Here is a 21,621-nt window from a genome sequence, read left to right on the forward strand (position 1 = left end):
CGGACATGCCCGGCACGACGTTGACTGCGCCGAATCCATGCTCCTGAAGCATCCGGCAAGCCATCGCGCTTCTTCTGCCGGTGCGGCATACGACGTAGATCCGTTGGCTGCGGTCCAGCTCGCCGAGCCGGTTCTCCAGCTCTCCGAACGGAATGGAGTCCGCGCCGGGGATGTGGCCGAAGGCGAACTCCGCCGGCTCGCGGACGTCCAAGATCGTCGGCTTCCCGCGGTCTGCGGCGGACTCGAGCAGCTCGCGGAGCGCCTCATTCCCGATTGCCGGAGAGTACGGCTCTTCCTCGCGCGTCTCTTCTGTCGAAGCTTTGCGGATATAATGCTTCAGCACCCCCTCTTCGCGCAGCGTGCCCAAATACTGGTGTCCGGTTCCCTTGGCCCAGCCCTGCAGATCTGCGAGCGAACCTTCGTCCGTCGCCTGGACCTCGATCACTTCTCCCGGCTTTAACGTCTCCAGCGCTTGCTTCGTTCTGACGACAGGCATCGGGCAAGCCAGCCCTTTGCAATCCAACGTTTGATTCGCGACGACTGAACGCGTCATTCTCCGAGCCCTCCTTTTTATACCCCGCACGGTATGTTTGAGTGCATAAAATAATACCCTATAGGGTATGTTATTGATCATAAAGACAAAACGTGCATTTGTCAACGGACTTCCGAAAACACTGTCCGCCGGCGCCGCAGGAACAAAAGTTGTTCGCCCCTTGCCCAGGCGTCTCCCGCACATACGAGCCGGCGTCCCCGCGCACGAAGAAGCCGCCCCAAGCTCCGGCGAAGGGAGCGGGCGGCTTGCAACGATTCGCGTTACAGCGGCAAAGTCAGCCGTTTTCTATTCTCGAAGTAGACGATTTCCGTATAGCCCGTTCGCTTGGCAAGCTCGGCCGCTTCGTCCAGCAAAGTGCCAATGTCGTCCGGGTAGTGGGAGTCGGAGCTCAGCGTGATCGGAACGCCGTGCTCGTGCAGCTTGGCCAGAAGACTTGGACTCGGGCACATCTCCTTGACCGGATAACGGTAAGCGAGACCCGTATTGATCTCCGTTGCCACGCCTGCACGCTTCAGCGCCGCGGCGAGGTCGTCGTACAAATCGATCAGCAGGCTCTCGTCCGGCCTGTAGCCGAACACCTTCAAGTTGTCGAGATGCGCGATCATATCGAACAATCCGGAGTCTGCCGCCTGCTTGACGTGCTCGAACGAATATTTGTACAGCTCCAGCAAATCCTTGCTCTCGTAAATCTCCTTCACTTCCGGGTTGTCGAACCCCCAGCCGTCCAGGAAATGCACGCTTCCGATGACGTAATCCAGCTCGTACCGATCCAGCAGCGCCTTCAGCTCCGCCTCTCCGCCCGGGAAGTAATCGGCCTCCACGCCGATGGAGAGCGGATGCCCTTGGGCCTGCATGTTGCGCGCCGCGCCCAGAAAATCCTCGATCGAGCACATCCGCACCCTGTCGAACCAGTAGCGCTGCAGCCGCCCCAACTCGCTGTCGTCCATCAGAATATATTTTTCATAATAGCCGCGAAACTCTTCGAACCGATACAGATGGTCGACCATGCCGAAACGCTCGATGCCTTTTTTCCGACCTTCGATCAAATAAGCTTCCATCCATCTTTCCGCAAAGCCGCCCTCGTCGAGCCGTTGTTTCAGACGTTCGATCTGGTGCTCCATCCACTGCAGCGTATTTCGGTCCCCGCGCGGCTCCGGTTCTCCCGGCACGACTTCCAGCGCTTTGGCCGTTCTCTGCAGCCAGTTAAAGGAGTAAGGCCCCTCCTCCAGATGAAAATGGAAATCGACTTTCATTGCCCTTCCTCCTTGTGCGCAGCCCCGAGGGCTCCTCTGTTCCGAGCTTTAGCCCGCGAAACCCGGAATCGGACCGGGAGTCATGACCGCAGTCGGCTCTACGCCCAGCAGCTTGCACACCATTGGCGTAACGAACAGCTGAGGCACATAGTCGTCGGTATAGATGCCCGGAGCGAACGACGGGCTGATCGCGAACAGGGGAACGTCCCGTTCCGCCGCGCCCGTTCCGCCGTGATGGCCGAACTCGTTCATGCCGTGATCCGCGGTAATGACGATATGATAGCCTTCCGACATCCAGATTGGCAACAGCTGCGCCAAAATATTGTCGACGCCAAGCGTGCGGCCGCGGTATTGCGCCGAATCCGACGTGAACTTATGTCCTGCGTCGTCGATGTTCATCGAATGAATGTACAATAAATCCGGATCGTACGTTCTTCTCAAATATTCCGCGTCGAGGAACAGGTGGGAGTCCGGGTAGACGTCGTCGAAGTAAAATTTTCCGTGTTGAATCGGCTTGTCCAAGTCGTGCTGCTCGCGGTCCGTCAAATAGTCGAACGGAGCGTTGTTGTACAGCTCGCTGACCCAGTGATAAGCGGCGGCGGCCGTCGTCAGCCCTCTCTCCCTCGCCAGATGGAACAAGCTCTTGTTATGGGACAATCGGACGACTTGGTTGGAGGTGATGCCGTTCTGCCAGCTCGGAGTTCCCGTCAGAAGCACTTCGTACAGAGGCCGGGACAGGCTGGGCAGCTCGGACTTGACTTTGTACAGCGCCGCTTTCCCTTTCTCCACCAAATGATAGACGTATCCAAGCTGGGCTACCGCGGTGTCGTAACGCAATCCATCCAGAACGACAAATATGACTTTGGACAAGTATAAAACCTCCTGTTGTTTTTCCTTGGTTTTAATTGTTTTACTTCCTTGTTTTCTGTATTATACCTGTCCAAAGATTAACGAATCAACAAATTTGCGTTAAATACATGTTAAATATGCGGAAAATTTACGAGATTGCGGCGTCCGCCGCACGATTGCTTCCGACAGTCCGGCTTTCGCCGCGAAGCAGCCACAGCAAATGCAGCGTTAAAATCAACAATAATTGAAAAAAAGAGACGCATCTCCGCTGGAGACCGTCTCATGGATTCCTGAATCGACCGTTCTAACTTCTTACAAATGCGTCCTCGATATGTTTCTTCATAAGCTGGAACGAAATTTGCTGAATGCGGCAATTAGCCGGATCCCAGATGCGCACCAGCGAAAGATCCGAAGAGATGGCGAACAGAATCATCGCGTGGTCGGGGACGCCGAGCCCGATCGGATTGCCTTCGCCAAGCGTCTGAGCGACGAATTCAGCGGTTAATTGATCGTTAGTTATTTCAGTGATCGGGCATTGGACAAGCTGGGCAAACTCCGCCAATTGATTGGACGTTACCGTATAGAACGCGTCGTCGCCCCATCCTAACTCTTCCTGCATTTGCTGTTGCGTCTTCCCGCTGATGACGGCCATTACGGCCAGCCAACAGCCCGTTTCGAAAATCTGCGGCGTCCACGAGCCGGCAATCTCTTCGGAAAAGCCGATAAAGGTTGGAGCCAGCGGCTGTTGCTGCTCCTGCTGGCGCACCAGTTGTTGATGGTCGGGTTGGTCGTGCTCGGGCTGCGGCAGTACGGGGGCTTCGACCTCTTCTCCTTCGTCCGGTACGACGGAAAACAAATGGTCGAGATCTCTATTGATGCTGAACGAGCGGCCCGATTGGGATTCATGCAGAATAACGTTGCCGTTAAAATCGAAGCCCTTTACGACGTAATTTCTGCCTCTAACCAGCTTGATCTCATCCTCGCCGAGAAAAGCTCTGACGTTGTCGTCGTTGGGCGTGTACGTTCTGGTCAACACAAACATGCCCTGAATCGGCTGATTGGCGGAGTTCGTGGAACCTATGGGAGCGGTCGAGTCGACCGCGGCATCTCTCTTGCCGCTCCCTGCGCCCGCCGACGTATGGCGCGACGCCCTCTCTCCCATCGCATCGGCTTCCCGCTCCAGAACCTGGCTGTCGTTGACCGGCATCCCTTTTGCCTGAACCGTGGCCTGCACTCTGCCCTGCTTCTGCTGCACCGCGTGCCAGCCTTCGTGCGGCAAATGCCGTTCTTGTCCGGGGGCGAGATAGATTTCGCTGCCCTGCGTATACGCCATCGCGTTAATGCGCGCCGGCTTATCGGAATTGTAGTGCACTCTCACGTCAGACAGATCGATGCCCGACAGACCTTCCAGCCCGGCCTTTAAGGAGTCGGGCATTCCGGTATCGTTGGCCTGCGTCTGTCCTTCGGCTACGCCGGAATCGGGTCCGCGCTTCCAAGTCTGCATCAGCTGCGATACGGCAGAATTGCCAATCGTTTGTTGCAAGTGCATAAGGCGGGCCTCTCCATGATGCGGCGAAGCCTGCGGATGCCGGGAGGCTCGAGCTTTCGGCATGCTTGCGGACAGTCGGGATTTCAATCACGATCTCCCCCTTGAAACGATTGGAAAACGGCGTATTCTCCCGGCCAGCGGATGAGCCGCAAGCCGGGAAGACGCTAATCGATAAACTGGACGCGCTGCAACAGCCGCTTCAGAAGCACAGCCGCCTGAGCCCGGGTAGCCGTTGCCGAAGGAGCGAACGTGCCGTCCGGCATGCCGGAGACAAGGCCCGCGGCTGCGGCTTGCGCCACAGAAGCTTGCGCCCACGGAGAGATGGCGTCCCGATCCGGGAAGCCGCTTAGGTCTGCGCTTCCCGGATTCGCCGAGCCGCCCTGACCGCCCGCCAGCATCAACGCCTTGGCGACCATGACCGCCATCTGCTCGCGGGTGATCCGCTCGTTCGGCGCAAACCGATCTTGTGCCGTGCCGTTCGCCAATCCGGCATGGACGGCGGCTTCCACCGCGCTCGCATACCAGGCTTGGGTCGGCACGTCCGAGAATCCTGCGCCCCCTCCGCTCGAACTGGCCGGCAAGCCGAGCGCGCGAACGAGCAGCGCGGCGAACTCCGCCCGCGTCACGGCCGCATCCGGCGCGAAACGGCGCTCCGCTACGCCGCGGACGATCAGCTTGGACGCGAGCAGCTCGACGTCCGCCTTCGCCCAATGTCCGCCCAGATCGACGAATGCGGCGCGGTCGGTCGCCAGCAAGGCGTATATGCCTTCTTGCGGCGCGCGGATCGCAATTTCCCGCTTGCCGTCCGTCCGCGTGGCCGCTACTGCAGGAACGAAAGAGATCGTTCGGGCGACGGGATCGTAGCGCACGGCCGTCCAGTTGTCCGGCAGACGGATTTCACCCGGCGCAATGGCAAGAACCGCATCCGTTCCGCCGAGATCCCTGATGCTTGTCCTGCTGCCGACCGCCGTCTCCACGGCAATCCGGCAGGAGACGGCGGTCCCGATCACTTGGCCGCCGCTCTCGGAGGCCGCTTGGCCAAGTTCCCGACCGATCAGTCCCTCCACCCGCTCCATCGTTACGTTGATGTTCAAATTGTTCGCTTCCGAGCCGAGTCGCGTTGCCAGCCCTTCCAGGTCCAGCGCTCCGATGAGAAGTTTGACGCTGGAGCCGTTCAGCCTCACGTCGATGACGGCCTTCGGAACGACCTTGTCCGTTCGCGCCAGCCATTCGGCCGGCAACGGCACCCGGACCTCCCGTTCGAAATCATCCACCGCGATCGTCAATCTCGGCTTGGAGGCTTGCCGCAGCAAATCGAGCGCCTTGTCCAACGTCTCCTGATCGAGGTCGACCCGTTCCGCGTAATCGCCTTCCGGCCTCGCGACTTTTTTGATCATGTCCGCGTTCACCGTCACGATTACCCCGCCATCGGAATCCATGGCGACGACCGGCTTCTTGTCCTTATCCGGAACGGCTGCCGGCCCCGAAGACGATGAACCGGAACCGGTGCTTGACGAAGTCCGGTACACGGATATGCTGTACATGTTCTGAGTCCCGTTTAGCGCCGTGACGTTGACGCGGATCCCGTTCGTTCCCTCGCGAAGCGCCAACTGGCTGCTTGGGATGCCGCTTGCAACCGTCTGCAGAGCGCCTCCGTTGACGCTAATCTCGATCGTATCCTGCTCATGCGCGGCAACGGGAGTGACAGTCACGCTGGATACGCCGTATCCTACGCGAGCCTCATAAGTGAATGTGTTTCCTGAGAACGAGGGGTCCAGTTCCCCCGCCGAAAGCGTCAGCCCGCTTAACACCGCGGACGACGAATTCACCCGAAAGCGGTTCGACGTCGCGTTCGACGGATTGCCCGTACCGTCCTTCGCCCGAACGTGCAAATACCAGTCTCCGTCGACTCCGCTCTTCGACAACGTCTGGCCGTTAGAGAATGAGCTCCATCCGGCATAGGGAGCCGCCGGGTCGGTCGACCACACATACTGCAGCGTCGCAGCGTCTATTCCTCCGCCGCTGTCGCCTACCGTTACCGAGGTCGAGGCCGATTGCGCCCATGCCTCGCTTCCGTTCGTTCCAAAGCCGATCAATGGCGGCTGCGAAGCGGTCGTATCCACCTTAAACGCGAGAGTTCCCCCGACCGCCGTATTGCGGGTATCCTCGGCCGTAACCGCAATCGTATAATCTCCGTCGCTCAATCCGGACAGCGAAAACTTGCGATTGATCGGCAGCGAGCCGCCACCGTCCGAGATCGTTCCGTAGACGGCGCTGATAACGGACACGTTCGCGCTGTTCCGAATGTCGTATTTGACGGTGAGCGGCTCGCCGAGCGTTTCGTGAAACAGGCTGCCCGTCACCGACAGCGAATCCTGCCCAGGGTGCAGGCTGTACGTTGCCGCGGGCAGCGGATCGATAGCCATCCCCATCCCGAACGCGCGCAAGTACGGATACAGCTCGCCGGGACGGAACCCCCATATCGCAGGATCCCAATCGGCGAAAGGGCCGGACTCCTTCATCTCCGCCGCCGTAAGACCGGTTCCGCCCGCGCTCCCCGTCAGGCCGGACGTGTCCGTATTCCAGAAGGATCGCGAAGCCGAGCTGCCGCCGCCGCCTCGACCGACAAGACCGCCTATAAGGCCTGGAGCTCCGTTTACGGTACTCGAAGCATACGAGTCCTGAATGTCGGAAGAAGAGAGAGCATATCCCGTCAAACCGCCGGCCTCATCGCCGACCGCCCTTACGCTGCCTGCAGCGAACGAATTTCGAACGATACCGACATTGGTGCCCGCCAGGCCGCCGACTCTAGTCTGTCCGCTCGCATGAACGACCGCGTACGAATTGAGAATCAATCCTTGCGTAACGCCGGCCAATCCTCCGGCATTGCTGCCCGAGGCGGCGACCGAACCGGTCGCGAACGAATTTTCGATCGTGCCTTTGAGCAGATTGCCCGTCAAACTTCCAACCGTCTCTTGGCCGCTGATCCGAACATCGATCAGCCGGACGTTCCACAGCCCGGTCTCATCGAGCGGGCCGGTTGGCATGCCCACCCATCCGAAAAGTCCGACATAGTGCATCGACGGCCGATCGATCGTCAAGTTGCGGATGGCATAGCCGTTCCCGTCCAGCGTTCCTGTAAAAGCATTGCCGATGGTATCGCTCACTGCGCCGATCGGCATCCACCCGCCGACATCCGGTCCGGCCCCGTCGTAATCGTACCCCGCCAGATCGATATTCGCTCCCAGCCGGTAATGAGCCGACAGATTGAGACGAATATCGGACAGCCCGGCGGCGTCCGTCACGATGAACGGACATTCCTTCGAACCGTCTCCTTCCGGACTGCACGCCGCATGCACGTCACCCGTCCGCCACCCTAGCGAAATCGTCTGAAAAACCAACATAATAATAAGAGCGTACCGAAACGTCTTTTTCATCAATCCTGTTTCCCTCCATGAATTCTATCGAGCATGGACAAAACCTTACATTTTTTAGTATAATTCAGCATCAAGCATCCGTTCTATTCCCTCTAGGGGGTATTTAATTGAAGGGCGTTATACCCCTTTTTCCGATCTTCACCTGCTTTGATATATTTAGCAATATAGAGCCTATAAAAAGGAAGGGACACTATGAATAGCAGAACGTTCCCCGAGCTTGGAGCCGCTCCGCTGTTCCGATCGAAATGGAGTCCGCCCGGTCCTCTCGCGCACCCCTTTCGCAGAGAGCGGCTTCATCAACTCCTCAACGCAGCTTGGAAATGCAAGCTGACCGTCGTCGCGGCTCCGTCCGGATACGGCAAAACCTCTCTGCTGCAGATGTGGGCGGCCGAACAGCCTCATCCGATCGGCTGGCTGCGGTTGGACGCGGCCGACAACGAGCTGAAGCGATTTCTCCTGTACTTCGTTCAGGCCTGTCCTGTTCTCGCTGACGACGCCGAACGGGACAAGTATTCGGCATGGCTGGAAGCAATGGACGCCGAGCGGCTGACCGCCGGGCTGGAAGCCTTCGCGGCCCATTGGATTGCCGTGCTGGAACGGACCGAACGGCAGTTCATGATCGTTCTCGACGGCTTCGAGGCGATTACCGATCCCGATATCGTTCGTTTTCTGACGCTGCTCCTTCGCTTCGGACCGCTGCACCTGCATGTCGTCCTATCGGGCAGACGAGTCCCGGAAGCCGGGTTTCCGAGAGCCGAAGAAGGCGGAAGCCAAGTGCTCCGGGCCGAAGATTTGGCACTCACGGGCAAAGAGCTGCAGCTCTATGTTCTCAGTCAGTCCGGCGTCCGCTTGCGGGAGACGGAAATGCGGGAATTGGCCGCTCGCGCGCTGGGCTGGTTCGTCGGCGTTAACGCCTATCTCCCGCTCATCCGGGAACAGAGCTATGTCGACAGCGAGCCTGCCTGCCACAGCCGGGTTGATCAAGCAATAGCGGCCTGTTTCCGCAGTTTGCTCTCCGAAGCCCCTCCTTCCTTGCTGCCTGCGCTAACGAGGTTCGCGATGGCGGACAGGCCGTTGGACGATACGCTGCCCGCAATGTCTGGGGGAGGCAGCGAGCCCGAGCCGTCGCTCGCTGAACTGTCGCGGCAAGGCTGGTTTGTTTTCGCATGCGGAGACCGGCCAGGGCAATATACGTTGCATCCGATGTTCGCGTCGGTTCTGAGACGGGAGCTGCAGGAGAGAGATGCGCATACGTACGCGGCGGTGCTGCGGGAGAACGCTCGTCGAGCCGAGGAGGAGGGGCGTTACGTTCATGCGGCGGAGCATGAATGGGCCGGCGGGAATCGGGAACGGGCCGCGGGCATCCTCCTCCAATATGCGCACGAAGTATTGCGCGAAGGACAGCTACTCCCGCTGCTGGAGCGGTTCACCGAAGCGGAGTTCGAGCGCTGGCCGGGGCTGCTCTTCATGTACGCCGAGTTGCTCATTCACGCGCGCAGAATTCATGCCGCCGAGCACGCTGCCGACCGGCTCGCCGCAATCATAGCCGCCGACCCGAACGTCAAGCTTCCCTCAACCGACGAACCGCTCTGCGGATATTTGTCCGCTCTTCGTTCCATGATTCATTTTTCCAAAGGGGAAGCCGAGCTTGGGATCGCCTATATGGAGCGGACGGCCAGAGAACTGGAAGGTCCCGGGCGGCTGCACCGCCACTCCGTCTTCCTGCACCCCTATACCGCCTCCATCCTTAGAGGCAAATTCGCGCATTACGGCGTGCTGCCGTCGGCTCTCGCGACGTTCGAATACTGCCTGCCTCGTTGGGGCCGCCAAGATACGAGCTTCGCCGTCATCCGGATCGGATTGGGAGAGTGCTATTACGAGCAGGGCCGGCTGGATCTGGCGGAAGAGCAATTGCGGCAGGGCTTAACGCTCGGTCTGGACTTGAACGATCCGGGGCTGTTCGTGCCGGCCTATGTCGCGTGGGCGCAGCTCAAATGGCGCAAAGGGGAGAAGGAAGCGGCATGGACAGCGCTTCAGGAAGCCCGGAACCAGCTCATGGAGCGCAAGCTGGGGGAAAGGCTGGCCGTCGTCGACGCCTGCGAGGTCAAGCTGCGCATCCGTGAGCAAGACGTTCGGCATGTGCGCAAATGGGCGGCGGCGCCGGCCATCGAAGCGGTATCCCCCATCCCGTACGAACGGATGTACGAAGCGTTCGCGCTGCTGCGAGCCTACCTGTTTCTCGGCCGGCTCGCCGAAGCGTTGGCATTGGCGGAGAAGCTGCTGCACGCCGCCCTGACCGCGAACCACCCTCGCGATCTGATCGAGATCCATCTGATCTTGGCGCACATCCATCGCAAACAAGGAGACACCGGACAAGCGCTCGAAAAGCTGAGCCGTTCCCTGTCCGAAGCTCTCTCGCAGGGGTACGTTCAGATGGTCGTCGACGATTGCGAAGCTTTGACCGATTTGCTGCAGCAGTTCCGCAAAGACTGCCGCGCGGCGAAGCAGACGGAATTGGCGCGATTCGCAAACGTTATTCTTAAAGCCGTTCCGCGAGACGACCTGTTCGAAGCCGAGACGGCTCCTTCCGCCGCAGCGGATTCACTGACCCGCCAGGAACATCGCGTCTACCGGCTTCTTGCGAAAGGAGCGTCCAACCGGACGATCGCCGACGCCTTGTCCATCTCCGTCGAAACGGTCAAAAAGCATTGCAGGCACATTTACCGCAAGCTGGGCGTCGCCAACCGCAAGCAGGCCGTCCGGCAGTATTCGCGGCCCGGACAGAGCAAGACATTGGAGTAGCGACGACAAACCTTCCAAAGAAAAAAGGCTGCCCAGTTCCCTGAACTAGGCAGCCTTTTAATATTTATAATTGCGCTTCATCCGAAGAATAGAATTTACCCTGCTCAAAGCCCCAATGTTCCAAGCACACTCCCGCCGGTTCCCACATATACATAAGGTGGTGAAATTTTTGTTCAGGACAGGGGGCTTGGCTTAACATGATGCGCGAAGAGGAACAACTTGAGCTGGAGACGGCGATTGCGGACATTACGAAAATTGCGGAACGATTCGAGCTCGATTTCTATCCGATGCGGTACGAGATCTGTCCGGCGGACATCATCTATACATTCGGCGCTTACGGCATGCCGACGCGGTTCAGCCACTGGAGCTTCGGCAAGACGTTTAACCGGATGAAAATGCAGTACGACCTCGGTCTCAGCAAAATTTACGAACTCGTCATCAACTCCAATCCGTGCTACGCTTTTCTGCTGGACGGCAACTCCTTGGTGCAGAACAAGCTGATCGTCGCCCACGTGCTCGCCCACTGCGACTTCTTCAAGAACAACGCCCGCTTCTCCATCTCCAACCGCAATATGGTGGAGAGCATGTCCGCCGCCGCGGAGCGCATCAGCGGATACGAGATCGAATACGGCACGGCGGAGGTCGAACGCTTCCTCGATGCGGTCATGGCGATCCAGGAGCACGTCGATCCCGTCATCCGCAAGCCGTACGGCCTCGACCGCAAGCATTACATGGAGGCGCAGCAGCGCAGGGAGAAGAAGGAGAGAAACGCGGGCCGCCTCTCCTCCCCGTACGACGACCTGTGGGATCTCGAGAGCTACGAAGCGAACGGGCAGGGCAAGGCGGATCAGGAGGAGAATGACGATCCGAAACGTTTTCCGGTCAGCCCGGAGAAGGACATCGTCTGGTTTATCCAGCAATTTTCTCCCGTGCTCGAAGACTGGCAGCGCGACATCATGAGCATCATCCGCGAGGAGATGCTGTACTTCTGGCCGCAGATCGAGACGAAGATCATGAATGAAGGCTGGGCCTCCTACTGGCACCAGAGAATTATGCGCGAGCTGCCGCTGACGAGCGAAGAGACGGTCGAATACGCCAAGCTGAATTCGGCGGTCGTGCAGCCCTCCAAGCATTCGCTTAATCCGTACTATCTCGGGCTTAAAATATTCGAGGACATCGAGAAGAGGTTCGGCCGCGAGAAAATATTCGAGGTGCGCGAGCTCGATTCCGACGCTTCCTTCCTGCGCAACTATTTGACGAAGGAGCTGACGGAGGAACTGGATCTGTACATTTTCGAGAAAAAGGGGCAGGAGTGGAAAATTACCGACAAAGGCTGGGAGAACGTGCGCGACCAGCTTGTCTTCTCCCGCGTGAACGGCGGCTTCCCCTATCTGGAGGTGACGGATGCGGACTACCAGCGGACTGGAGAACTGTACGTGACGCATCGATACGAGGGTACCGAACTCGACCTCAAATACGTGGAGCGGACGCTCCCTTACCTCGTCTCGCTGTGGGGCAAGAACGTGCATCTGGAGACGTTCTGCGACGACAAAAAAGTGCTGTTCACATGTGACGGCAAGAAGACGAACCGACGCAGCGTGTAGCGGGCAAAAGGCGTCGAAGGGGCTAACCCGTAAGCGAAACTTCGCATGAGTTCGCTTGCTTACGGGAAGCCCCTTCAGCGTTATTCGGAAGAGACGAGGGATTCCCATCTCCTCATCCTCCGTTCGCCTCCCTCTCCGGAAGAGCCGCAAAATCCTTCACGGCAAAGACGTCCCGAAAATCGTTCATATGATAGTGATGCTGGTAGACAAGCTCGCAGACGTCCAGCTCGATCGTCATCTCCAGCTCCCGGTTGATCCGGCGGAGCGTATCGTACAGGGCGATGACTTCCTCCGGACTGTGCGGCCCGACCCGATGATACCCGAGCGAGACGTGCGGCACGAACGACTCGCCAAGCGGATAGACGGCTTCCAGCCTGTCGAACAGATCGATAAGCAGCTCGCAGTCCTCCTTCGCTTCGGGCACGAACTTGAGACCGATAATGTCCTTCCCTCCGGTGCTGACGCCGAGCGCTCTCATGCGAATGGAGCGATCCCCGAACTGCGCGGCGATTCGTTGAAATTCGGTCTTCACCTGCGGCTCCGTTCGCTCGATGCTGTGCCGGATCATCCCGTCGTCGCCGTCTACGTTGTACGCGTTGCTCAAGGCGTGAATCGTCAGATGGTAAGTATGCGGGGCGAGCGCGACGAACCGGTCGCCGTGCTTCCCGAAAAGATGGTCGCGAACGTCCAAGCAACTGTTGCGGTCCTTGTCCGACAACATAATGACCGTTGTCGCCCCGTAGAACGGCATCATCTCTCCGTCTGCGGTCACCTTGCGGAGCAGCCGGTCCGATACGGTCCACGGCAGCGGCAGATCGTTCATCTGCCGCTCGAACAAGGAGATCAAGCGATCCGAATATGTCCGATAATCCAACTGAAATCCACTCCTCCTGCGTATTGCCGTCACTTGACGGCTCCGTCCGTTAAACCGGAAATAAAGTACTTTTGCAGCGCCAGGAACGCCACGGTAACAGGGATGACGGCCAATAACGCGGCCGCGGCAGCCGAGCCGAAATCCGACGAAGTGTCGGAGAAGAAGCGCGAGATCGCCAGCGTAATCGTCTGGTTGTGCGGCTTCTGCAAGAAGTAGAGCGGGAACTCGTAATCGTTCCACACTTTGAGCCCTTTCAGGATCAGCACGGCGGCGGTCACCGGCTTCAGCTGTGGCAGAACGATGCTGTAGAACAGCCTGAAGTGCCCGCAGCCGTCCACCTTGGCCGCCTCGTCCAGCTCCCGCGGAATCGTGCGGATAAAGTTGGCGTACAGGAAAATGCTCAGCGGCAAATTGTACGTCGTCAGCACGAGAACGATGCCCCAGTTAGCGTTGATCGCGCCGAAATCGCGCATGACCGAGTACAGGGGGACGATGACGCTCAGCGTCGGAACCATCATGACGCCGAGAATGACGTTCATCCATAGCCGGTTCAGCCGGGAATGAATTCTGGCCAGCGGGTAAGCCGATACGGACCCGATGACGACAAGCAATACAGCGGTCGATACGGTGAGGATGAAAGTGTTGCCGAATGCCCGCGGCAGATTGCTGTCAAGCAGAGCGTTCTTGAAGTGATCCAGGTAAACGTAATCCGGCAGTCTCCATCGGGAAGACAGATCGGTCGTTCGCTTGAAGGCGACGGACGCCGCGATGTACAGCGGCAGCAGATGAATGACGCCGAGAATCAGCCCGAGCGGAGGCAGCGCCAGCTTGCGAATGCGGCTCATCTCAGTGCTCCACCTCCCTCTTGCGCAAAAATCGGTTGATCGCGATCGTGATCGTCATAATGGTCAGAAACAGAGCGATGCCCAGCGTCGCGGAATAGCCGGCGTTCTGACTGGCGAAGTACAAGTAGTTGATCATCGTCGACACCGAATGAGTGCTGAAGCCCGGTCCTCCGCGGGTCAGCGCCATGACGAGATCGAAGAGCTGCAAGCCCCCGATCAGCTTAAGCGTCGCGTTGGTGATAATCGCCGGCGCCAGCAGCGGCAGCGTAATATGCCGAAAGCGGCTCCACACCCGAACTCCGTCCATCTCGGCGGCTTCGTAATACGTCTGAGGAATCGTCTGCAAGCCTGCCAAGTAGATGACCATCGCTTGTCCGACGTATTGCAGCGACGTGATGAACAGAATCAGTCCGACCGCCCGGTTGGGATCGGCCAGCCAGTCGACGCGCGCCAGCCCGAGCGCGCTCATCAGATCGTTTAACGCTCCGCCGCTGTATTGCAGCATGAAATACCAGATGTAGCCCATGATCAAGCCGGAGATCATCACCGGCAAATAGATCGCGGCTCTCGCCAGCGTTCTTCCCGCGAACTTCCGATTCAGCAGCAGCGCGTACAGCAGCCCCCATACGTTCTGGATGACGGCGGAACCGACTCCGTAGATCAGTGTGTTGACAAAGGCGGTGCGGATGTTCGAATCGGCGAACAGCTTCCGGTAATTATCCCATCCGATGAAGGAATAGCTCTGGGAATAACCGTTCCAATCCGTGAACGAAATCCGCACCCCGCTGATCAGCGGATAGAAGACGAACAGGCCGAAGAGCACGAACGCCGGCGCATACATTGCGGCAATCTGCAGCCGATCGGCCAGCCGGCTTCGATTCAACGCGTTGACATTACTTCGCATTCGACAGTCGCGTATAATCTTCGCTCATCGCGGCGATGACCTGGGCGGCATCCATCGTGCCGGCCAGCAGGCCGGAACCGACGTTGCCCAGCGTCGTGAACATGCCGTTCGGAAGATACTGCCGATCGAAATGATTGGAGACGGGCGCGTCCTGATATTGGTCGAACACCCCTTGCAGCGTGCCGAGATCGACTTTGACGCCGTTCAGTCCGGCAGGCAGCGAGTAGGCTTCCGCAATCTTGCGCACGTTGTCGGGCTGGGCCAGGTAATCGATGAATGCGAGCGCCTGCTCCGGATGTTTCGTGTCCTTCCAGACGCCGACTGAGTCCCGCTCCCCGCTGATCAGGAATGGCTTGGCGCTCGCATCCCCGACCGGAATGCGCATCATTGACACGTCGGCGTCGGGATTCAGCTTCTTGATCTCGGCGATCGTCTGGTTCGATTGGAAGGCGAAGGCGACGTTGTTTTTGGCGAATTCGGAGTAGATCGTCGCCTTGTCCGCCGTCAGATAGTCGGCATTGAAATAGCCTTGCGCCTTCAGATTCAGGACGAAATCGGTTACGGCGCCGAACTCCTTCCAGTCGAACGAGCCCTGCTCGAAGGCGCTCTTATGGCTGTTCCCGCTCTGCACGAGCAGCGACAGAGAGACGCGGCTGAGCATGCCGGCGATGTCGGACTGCTCCTTGCCGGCTACGGCGATCGGCGTATAGCCCGCTTTCTTGATCGCTTCGCAAGCGGCCAGGAACTGCTCCCACGTCTCGGGAACGGACAAGCCGAGCTGCTGCAAAATCGTTTGGCTGTAGATCATCCCGCTGACGTCGATGTCCATCGGCAGCGCCAGCAGCTTGCCCCCGTAATCGGCAACGACCGGCTTGATCGAATCCGCCACCTGGCCCGCCCACGCCCGGTCTCCGAGCGGCAGCAAATATTCGCCGAATCTGCGCACGGACCAGCCGGCTGTCGAGAACAAATCGGGCATATCGTTGTTCGCCATCCTGGCCGTCATCAATGTGTTGAAATCTTTACCGAGATCAGCTAGCTCAACGGTAATGCCTAGATGGCTGTCATTAAAACCGGCGACGATCTCTTTGAACGCTTCCAGCGTTCCGCCCGATGCGTTGGTCGAGAATTCGAGCGTAACTGGCTTCTGCGAGGGCGAGGGCGAAGCGGCTTCGGCGGATGCGGCCGGCGGAGTTGCCCCGCCTTCCGGAGAGGCGGATGCGCCGCTGCTTGGGGCGTTGTTGTCTTTGCCGCACGCAGAGACAAGCAGGGCAAGCAGAAGCAAAGGCACGACGAGCAGCTTCGAACGTTGAATTTTAGTCATCATCACCATTCCTATTCTTGTTTTAGGTTTTATCTATTGAGGCCGGCGCCCTTTTAGACACCGGTGTCAACACGAGTCTGGAAAGCCGATCCAGGTCATAATCAGAGCCAGCCGTCAGCGTACGCTGTCTCGAACGATCAGCCGCGGCTCCACTTGGACGGACGCGACGTTCTTATCCCCGTCGATCAGTTTGCCGATGACCGCGAACATCTCGCGGGCCAATCTCTCGAAATCCTGGCCCATCGTCGTCAGCGGAGGGCAGTAATATTGCGAGATCGGAATGTTATCGAAACCGATCACCGATACGTCCTGCGGAATGGACAGGCCGTGGGTATGCAGCGAGCTGTACACCGCGATCGCCTTCTCGTCCCCGGAGACGAAAAACACTTGGGGCAGATTGCCCTGCTCGATTCTGCCATCGACGAACCGCCTGATCGTCTCCAGATTGTTCATTCCATAGACGACCTCCAGCCGCTCGAGCGGAATGCCGCTGCGGGCGTATACCTCTTTGATCGCATCGGCGCGCTCCACGTTGACGTCGATCTCCGCTCCGAGCAGCAGGCAGATGGAAGTCAGCTCTCTCCCGAACAGGAACTCTCCCGCCTCCCGCATGCCCGACCGATTGTTGTTGGAGATGGACAACGGCGCCAGCGGGTTCTTCTCGAACGAGATGAAAGGAATGCGGCTCTTCTCCGCCAGCTCGATGCGCTTGTCGTTCTCCTGCAAGTAAAAAAGAACGAGAACATCGATATACCCTCCCGACTTCTCCAGCATGGAGTTGCCGAGGTCGAAGTCGTCGTAGATCACCTCCTGGAGGATCGTATAGTTTTTGGCGTTGGCTTCCCGAATCATGAAGGACATCAGGTAGTCGAACCATTGCGTCGTATTTTGACCGTGCGTTTTCCGGATTGATACGAGAATGTTTTTGTTCGTCTTCTGATTCAGATTCCGAGCGTAGATGTTCGGCTTGAAGTTCGTGTCCGCGATCACCTGCCGGATTTTGTCCCGCGTGCTTGACTTCACGTTTTTGTCCTCGTTGATGACCCGCGACACCGTCTTGAAGGAAAAGCCCGATATTCGCGCGATATCCCGGATCGTGTATTTCTGTTCCATGCCGACGAATCTCCTTAACGATAAGCTGTAGAAAAGAGGAGTGTGATGTCACCGGTGTCAATTTTGACGGTAGAAGCTTGTTCTGTTTCCAGCATAAGGCGGCTCTATTACCCGGGTATTATTGGAATGTAAAACCTGTGTGCAATTTGTGCGGGTGCTCGCGATAAACCCGTCCCCCTGTGCGCCAGATGATGTTTCTTTCCCCTTTTCACGCTATCCCCTTCCGTCAGTCCGTCTGCTTCCTCCCGCTCCACTTCCCACTTCTTATGTCGCTATCCCTTCCGGTCAGTTCATGCCATACCTGTCCTACCGCTTTTTCGCCCCTTTTTGCCGCTATCCCTTCCGGTCAGTTCACGCTCCGCTGCCTTACGCTTTCTCCCCTTTTGCCGCTATCCCTTTGAGTCAGTTGGGAGTCACGTCTCGCTGTTCGTGGATTGCATCCATTCCTCCACCATCACCTTTCCTGAACTTACGAAGCCTAGCGGCCGTTCCTAGTCTGGCAGATTGACTCGAGCCTCACGGAAACACTCCCTTAAACCTGGATGATCCTGCTCCTCTCCGAACGAAATCAGACCATTCCCTTACTCAACAATCTCGTTCTTTTTCAAAGGTATGGTCTCAAACCGAGTCATTGGGATAGCCAGCAAGCTGCTGAATGCTGATTCACCGCCGTGAGGATGATCGACTGATTAAACGGGATAGCTTCTAACGCTATAACCAGATTTCTGAGCTGTCGGGATAAAGACAAATGGAGAACATGTCATGGCCGATCTCACAGGAGGCATACGACCAACCTGACTGGACGGGATACCGGTAAAAGGAGAGGAAAGGCACTACGTACCTATTCGAGAATGTGGTGCAGGAAAGCTGAGCGGACGGGATACCGGTAAAAGGAACGGAAAGGCACTACGTACCTATTCGAGAATATGGTGCAGGAAAGCTGAGCGGACGGGATACCGGTAAAAGGAACGGAAAGGCACTACGTACCTATTCGAGAATATGGTGCAGGAAAGCTGAGCGGACGGGATACCGGCAAAAGAGCGGAAAAGACACTATCAAAAAAAAGCGCCCCCCTGTTTATGAGGGAACGCTCGCTCCTGATTGATTAAATTTTGAACCGCGACAGCTTCTCCAGAAGCTCCTGCACCATGCTGCTGAGCGCCGCCGAGGACGAAGCGATCTCCTCCATCGAGGCCAGCTGCTCCTCCGAAGCCGACGCGACATTTTGCGAGCTGTCCGCAGCTTCCCCGGCGAGTCTCGTCAGTTCCCTGATGGAAGCTCCGACCTGCTCCGACCCGGCGTTCATCTGCTCCGAGATCGCGGACACCTCTTGAATCTGCCCGTTCACCCGCTGCATCTCCTCCGCCACGGCCCGGAACGTGTCCGCGCACTCCAGCACGAAGCGTTCGCCGAGCTCGATCTCGGACGCTCCCTGCTTCATCCGATCCGCAGCCCGCACCGTCTCCTCCTGAACGGAGCCGATCAGGCCAGAGATCTGCTCCGCCGCCCGCAGCGTCTGATCCGCCAGCTTGCGAACTTCCGCGGCGACAACGACGAAGCCCCGTCCGTGCTCGCCCGCCCGGGCCGCTTCGATCGCGGCGTTCAGCGCGAGCAGGTTCGTCTGATTGCTGATGTCGGAGATCAGACCGACGATGCCGCCGATTTCCTTGGAGCGCTCGCTTAACTGCCCCATCAGTTGCTCGGCTTCGGACACCGTGTTTCTCACGCGGGACATTTGTTCGCCCGCCTGGCCGATCCGCTCGTTGCCCAGCTCGGTCTGGGCCTGAACTTCCTGGGCGGAGGCGGAGACCGTCTCCGAGGAATCGGTAATTCTCCGAATGCCCGCCGCCATCTCGTTCATTGATCCGGCTGTCTCGCGAGTATGCCGATTCTGCGTCTCTGCACCCGCGGCGACTTGCTCGATCGACTTGGCGATCGTCTCCGACGCGAGACTCGTCTGCTCCGCGCTCGCCGTCAGCTGCTGGGACGTCGCGCCGACCGACATCGACAGATCCGCCACCAGATGGAACATGCCGCGCAACTCCGAGGTCATGCGATTGAAGTCGCCGGCCAACTGCCCGAACTCGTCCCTGCTGCGCACAGGAACTTGCTGGGTCAGATCTCCGCTGGCCATCCGATTGACGCTGACGGCGAGAGACCGCACGTGACGGATAATCATGAATCGGGTCAGCACGGCGAGAATGACGCCAAGCACGAGAATGCCGACCACGCTGACGATCTGAACGGTCGTTCGAGCCTTGTTGTAAGATTCCAGAATCTTGTCTTTAGCGACGACAGCCTCGGAGTACATCATGACGTCGGCGCCCAGACGGATCGGGTAGAGCATGCGGAGCGCTTCTCCGCCGGACGTTTCTTTCGTATAAGCTTCGCCTGAGCCTTCGGACGCCAGCTTGGCGAACAACGCCTTCTTCTCCTCGCTGTCGCCGTAAGGCTGGGACACGAGCTCCCGCTGGACCGGATGCACGGTATAATTTCCGTTCACCGACACCATCGTCACGTAACCGTCCATCGGCGTATATTCCGACGCAACCTTCTGCAGCGTCTCCAGCGTAAAGTCGACGCCGACAATCCCCTGAAAATTCCCCTGGCCGTCGAGCACCGGCACGATCAGCGAAGTCAATTGCACGGACTGACCGTCAATGTCGTAAGCGTAAGGTTCGAGCAGCACCGGCTTATGCGTTTTCTTCGGGAGGAGATAGTAATCGCCGTCCCCCTCCGTCTCGTACCCCCTGAGCGCCTCTACAATGATTTTGTCCCCGCTCCGCACCACGTAGGGGACGAAACGTCCCGTTTCGTCATGCATGGCCGTTCCGGCGAACTGCGCGTCTTTGCCGTCGAACGCGTCCGGCTCCCACAGCGTGTACGTGCCGAGCAGCTCCGGATAAGCTTCAAGCGTATGGCGGAGCAATTCAAGCACCATCTCGCGGGACAGCGTGCCGCTCGTCTTCGACTGCAGCAGCACTCGGCCCAGCATGTCGAGTTCCTGTTTGTAGCCGACCAGCTTCTTCTCGAATTCGCTGCCGAATTGCTGCCCGGCAAGCTCAGCCTCCGCCTCTCCCCTGCTGAGGCTCATCCCTTTCAGATTGTTCAAGTTCAGCTGCACCATGAACACGAACACAACGATCAGGGATAAAGCAAGGCAAGCAATAAACTTCGTCGTCAACGACAATCCGATTTTCTTTTTTCCCATTCTCCCACACTCCCGCGCAGTATTACGACATTTATCGACACAACTTGACATTTTCTGAATATCCAGTTCACTGGAAATGTAAGCAAGAAAATAGAAAATTCCGTCTCATGCGTAAAGATGGGAAAAAAGGTTTAATCTAAACGTAAATCCAGCGAAAAGGAGTGATCGCATGACCCCAACGACCGAAACGCCCCAGCGTCCGACTTCTTTTCCCCCACAGCATCAAAACAATCAGCCGGGGATCGAGCAGAATATGAATCCCTTGCCGGAAGCCGAATCTCCCGTCTATAAGCCGGCAGGCAAGCTGACGGGCAAAGTCGCTCTGGTTACCGGGGGAGACAGCGGCATCGGAAGGGCGGTGTCGATCGTCTACGCCAAGGAAGGCGCCGATGTCGCCGTTCTGTACTTGAATGAGGATGTCGACGCCGAGGAAACGAAGCGCCAGGTGGAGGCCGAAGGACGTCGCTGTCTCCTGATCAAGGGGGATATCGGCAATGCGGCGTTCTGCAAGCAAGCGGTCGAACAGACCGCTCGTGAGCTCGGCCGCCTGGACATTCTCGTCAATAACGCCGCCGAGCAGCACCCGCAGGACAAGATCGAGCAGATTACGCCGGAGCAGTTGGAGCGAACGTTCCGGACGAACGTATTCGCCATGTTCTATCTGACGCAGGCGGCAATGCCGCATCTGTCGTCCGGCTCTTCGATCATCAATACCGCTTCGATCACCGCCTACCGCGGCAGTCCGACTCTGCTCGACTACTCCGCCACCAAGGGAGCGATCGTCTCCTTCACGCGCGCGCTCTCGCAGAACGTCATCGGCCAAGGTATTCGCGTGAACGCCGTCGCGCCCGGCCCGATCTGGACGCCGCTCATCCCGTCGACGTTCGACGCCCAGAAAGTGTCGCAATTCGGCTCCGATACGCCGATGAAGCGCGCCGGGCAGCCGGACGAGCTGGCTCCCGCGTATGTCTACCTGGCCAGCGAGGATTCCTCCTACGTAGCCGGTCAGGTGCTGCACGTCAACGGCGGCGAAGTCGTGAACGGATAACGGCAGGCATCTTGCGGAATTCTTACGTGCGCCGTGTTCGAGCATGTGGACGAAGGTTTGGCGAAGGGACTGTCCCATAAGCAAGGACGTACAAGATTATCGATGAGAAAAGAAGGGCATCTATCTCCTGGAGACTGCCTCATACGGTCCTGAAATGACCCTGTCGCGGGTTTATCAGTTCAAAATTTCAGGATCGCGCTTTTGGGGCCCCCGCAAAGTAATCGGAATAAGCTTCGAAGCTTAACGTCACTTTGT

General features: G+C 58.2%; 13 protein-coding genes and 1 pseudogene. 3 read left to right on the forward strand and 11 right to left on the reverse strand.

From position 1 onward, the window contains the following. Position 1: 1 nt before the first annotated feature. The 5 genes and pseudogenes from B0G52_RS36365 to B0G52_RS28415 all read right to left on the reverse strand — a co-directional run. Positions 2-736, reverse strand: a pseudogene (locus tag B0G52_RS36365) (sulfurtransferase TusA family protein); the annotation flags it as partial. 77 nt (positions 737-813) lie between these two features. Further along, complete coding sequence (locus B0G52_RS28400) at positions 814-1,806, reverse strand: histidinol-phosphatase HisJ family protein (protein WP_094049658.1); 993 nt, start codon at positions 1,804-1,806, stop codon at positions 814-816. Between the two features lie 48 nt (positions 1,807-1,854). Beyond that, complete coding sequence (locus B0G52_RS28405) at positions 1,855-2,676, reverse strand: alkaline phosphatase family protein (protein WP_094049660.1); 822 nt, start codon at positions 2,674-2,676, stop codon at positions 1,855-1,857. 283 nt (positions 2,677-2,959) lie between these two features. Further along, a complete protein-coding gene (locus B0G52_RS28410) occupies positions 2,960-4,204 on the reverse strand; it encodes an eCIS core domain-containing protein (protein WP_198960748.1) in 1,245 nt (414 codons plus the stop codon). A 164-nt stretch (positions 4,205-4,368) separates the two neighbouring features. Further along, positions 4,369-7,641 (reverse strand): S-layer homology domain-containing protein, encoded by a 3,273-nt coding sequence (locus tag B0G52_RS28415; protein ID WP_094049662.1) that lies wholly within the window; start codon positions 7,639-7,641, stop codon positions 4,369-4,371. A 192-nt stretch (positions 7,642-7,833) separates the two neighbouring features. Between B0G52_RS28415 and B0G52_RS28420 the strand changes: the two genes are divergently transcribed. Then, entirely contained in the window at positions 7,834-10,443 is a 2,610-nt protein-coding gene (locus B0G52_RS28420; RefSeq protein WP_094049664.1) for a LuxR C-terminal-related transcriptional regulator, read from the forward strand. A gap of 200 nt (positions 10,444-10,643) precedes the next feature. Continuing rightward, entirely contained in the window at positions 10,644-12,047 is a 1,404-nt protein-coding gene (locus B0G52_RS28425) for a SpoVR family protein (protein WP_094049816.1), read from the forward strand. Between the two features lie 112 nt (positions 12,048-12,159). Here the strand turns inward: B0G52_RS28425 and B0G52_RS28430 are convergent, their stop codons facing one another. From B0G52_RS28430 to B0G52_RS28455, 6 genes are all read right to left on the reverse strand, one after another. Next, positions 12,160-12,921, reverse strand: a complete 762-nt coding sequence (locus B0G52_RS28430; RefSeq protein WP_094049666.1) for a 2'-5' RNA ligase family protein — start codon at positions 12,919-12,921, stop codon at positions 12,160-12,162. 29 nt (positions 12,922-12,950) lie between these two features. Continuing rightward, positions 12,951-13,766 (reverse strand): carbohydrate ABC transporter permease, encoded by an 816-nt coding sequence (locus tag B0G52_RS28435; RefSeq protein WP_094049668.1) that lies wholly within the window; start codon positions 13,764-13,766, stop codon positions 12,951-12,953. 1 nt (position 13,767) lies between these two features. Further along, on the reverse strand, positions 13,768-14,670 hold the full coding sequence (locus tag B0G52_RS28440) for a carbohydrate ABC transporter permease (RefSeq protein ID WP_233163155.1): 903 nt from the start codon (positions 14,668-14,670) through the stop codon (positions 13,768-13,770). After that, the gene (locus B0G52_RS28445) at positions 14,660-15,994 is read right to left on the reverse strand and encodes an ABC transporter substrate-binding protein (protein WP_158223912.1); all 1,335 of its coding nucleotides are present in this window, start codon (positions 15,992-15,994) and stop codon (positions 14,660-14,662) included. Before B0G52_RS28445 ends, B0G52_RS28440 begins: the two co-directional genes overlap by 11 nt. A gap of 114 nt (positions 15,995-16,108) precedes the next feature. Beyond that, entirely contained in the window at positions 16,109-17,107 is a 999-nt protein-coding gene (locus B0G52_RS28450; protein ID WP_094049672.1) for a LacI family DNA-binding transcriptional regulator, read from the reverse strand. 1,105 nt (positions 17,108-18,212) lie between these two features. Further along, complete coding sequence (locus B0G52_RS28455) at positions 18,213-20,318, reverse strand: methyl-accepting chemotaxis protein (RefSeq protein ID WP_158223913.1); 2,106 nt, start codon at positions 20,316-20,318, stop codon at positions 18,213-18,215. Between the two features lie 169 nt (positions 20,319-20,487). On the opposite strand from B0G52_RS28455, the gene B0G52_RS28460 reads away from it, so the two are divergent. Continuing rightward, positions 20,488-21,366: an SDR family oxidoreductase gene (locus B0G52_RS28460; protein ID WP_094049676.1), complete on the forward strand. Its 879-nt coding sequence runs from the start codon at positions 20,488-20,490 to the stop codon at positions 21,364-21,366. Positions 21,367-21,621: the final 255 nt, after the last annotated feature.

Origin of the sequence: Cohnella sp. SGD-V74 (genome assembly GCF_003001675.1) — a bacterium.
GTDB lineage: Bacteria > Bacillota > Bacilli > Paenibacillales > Paenibacillaceae > Cohnella.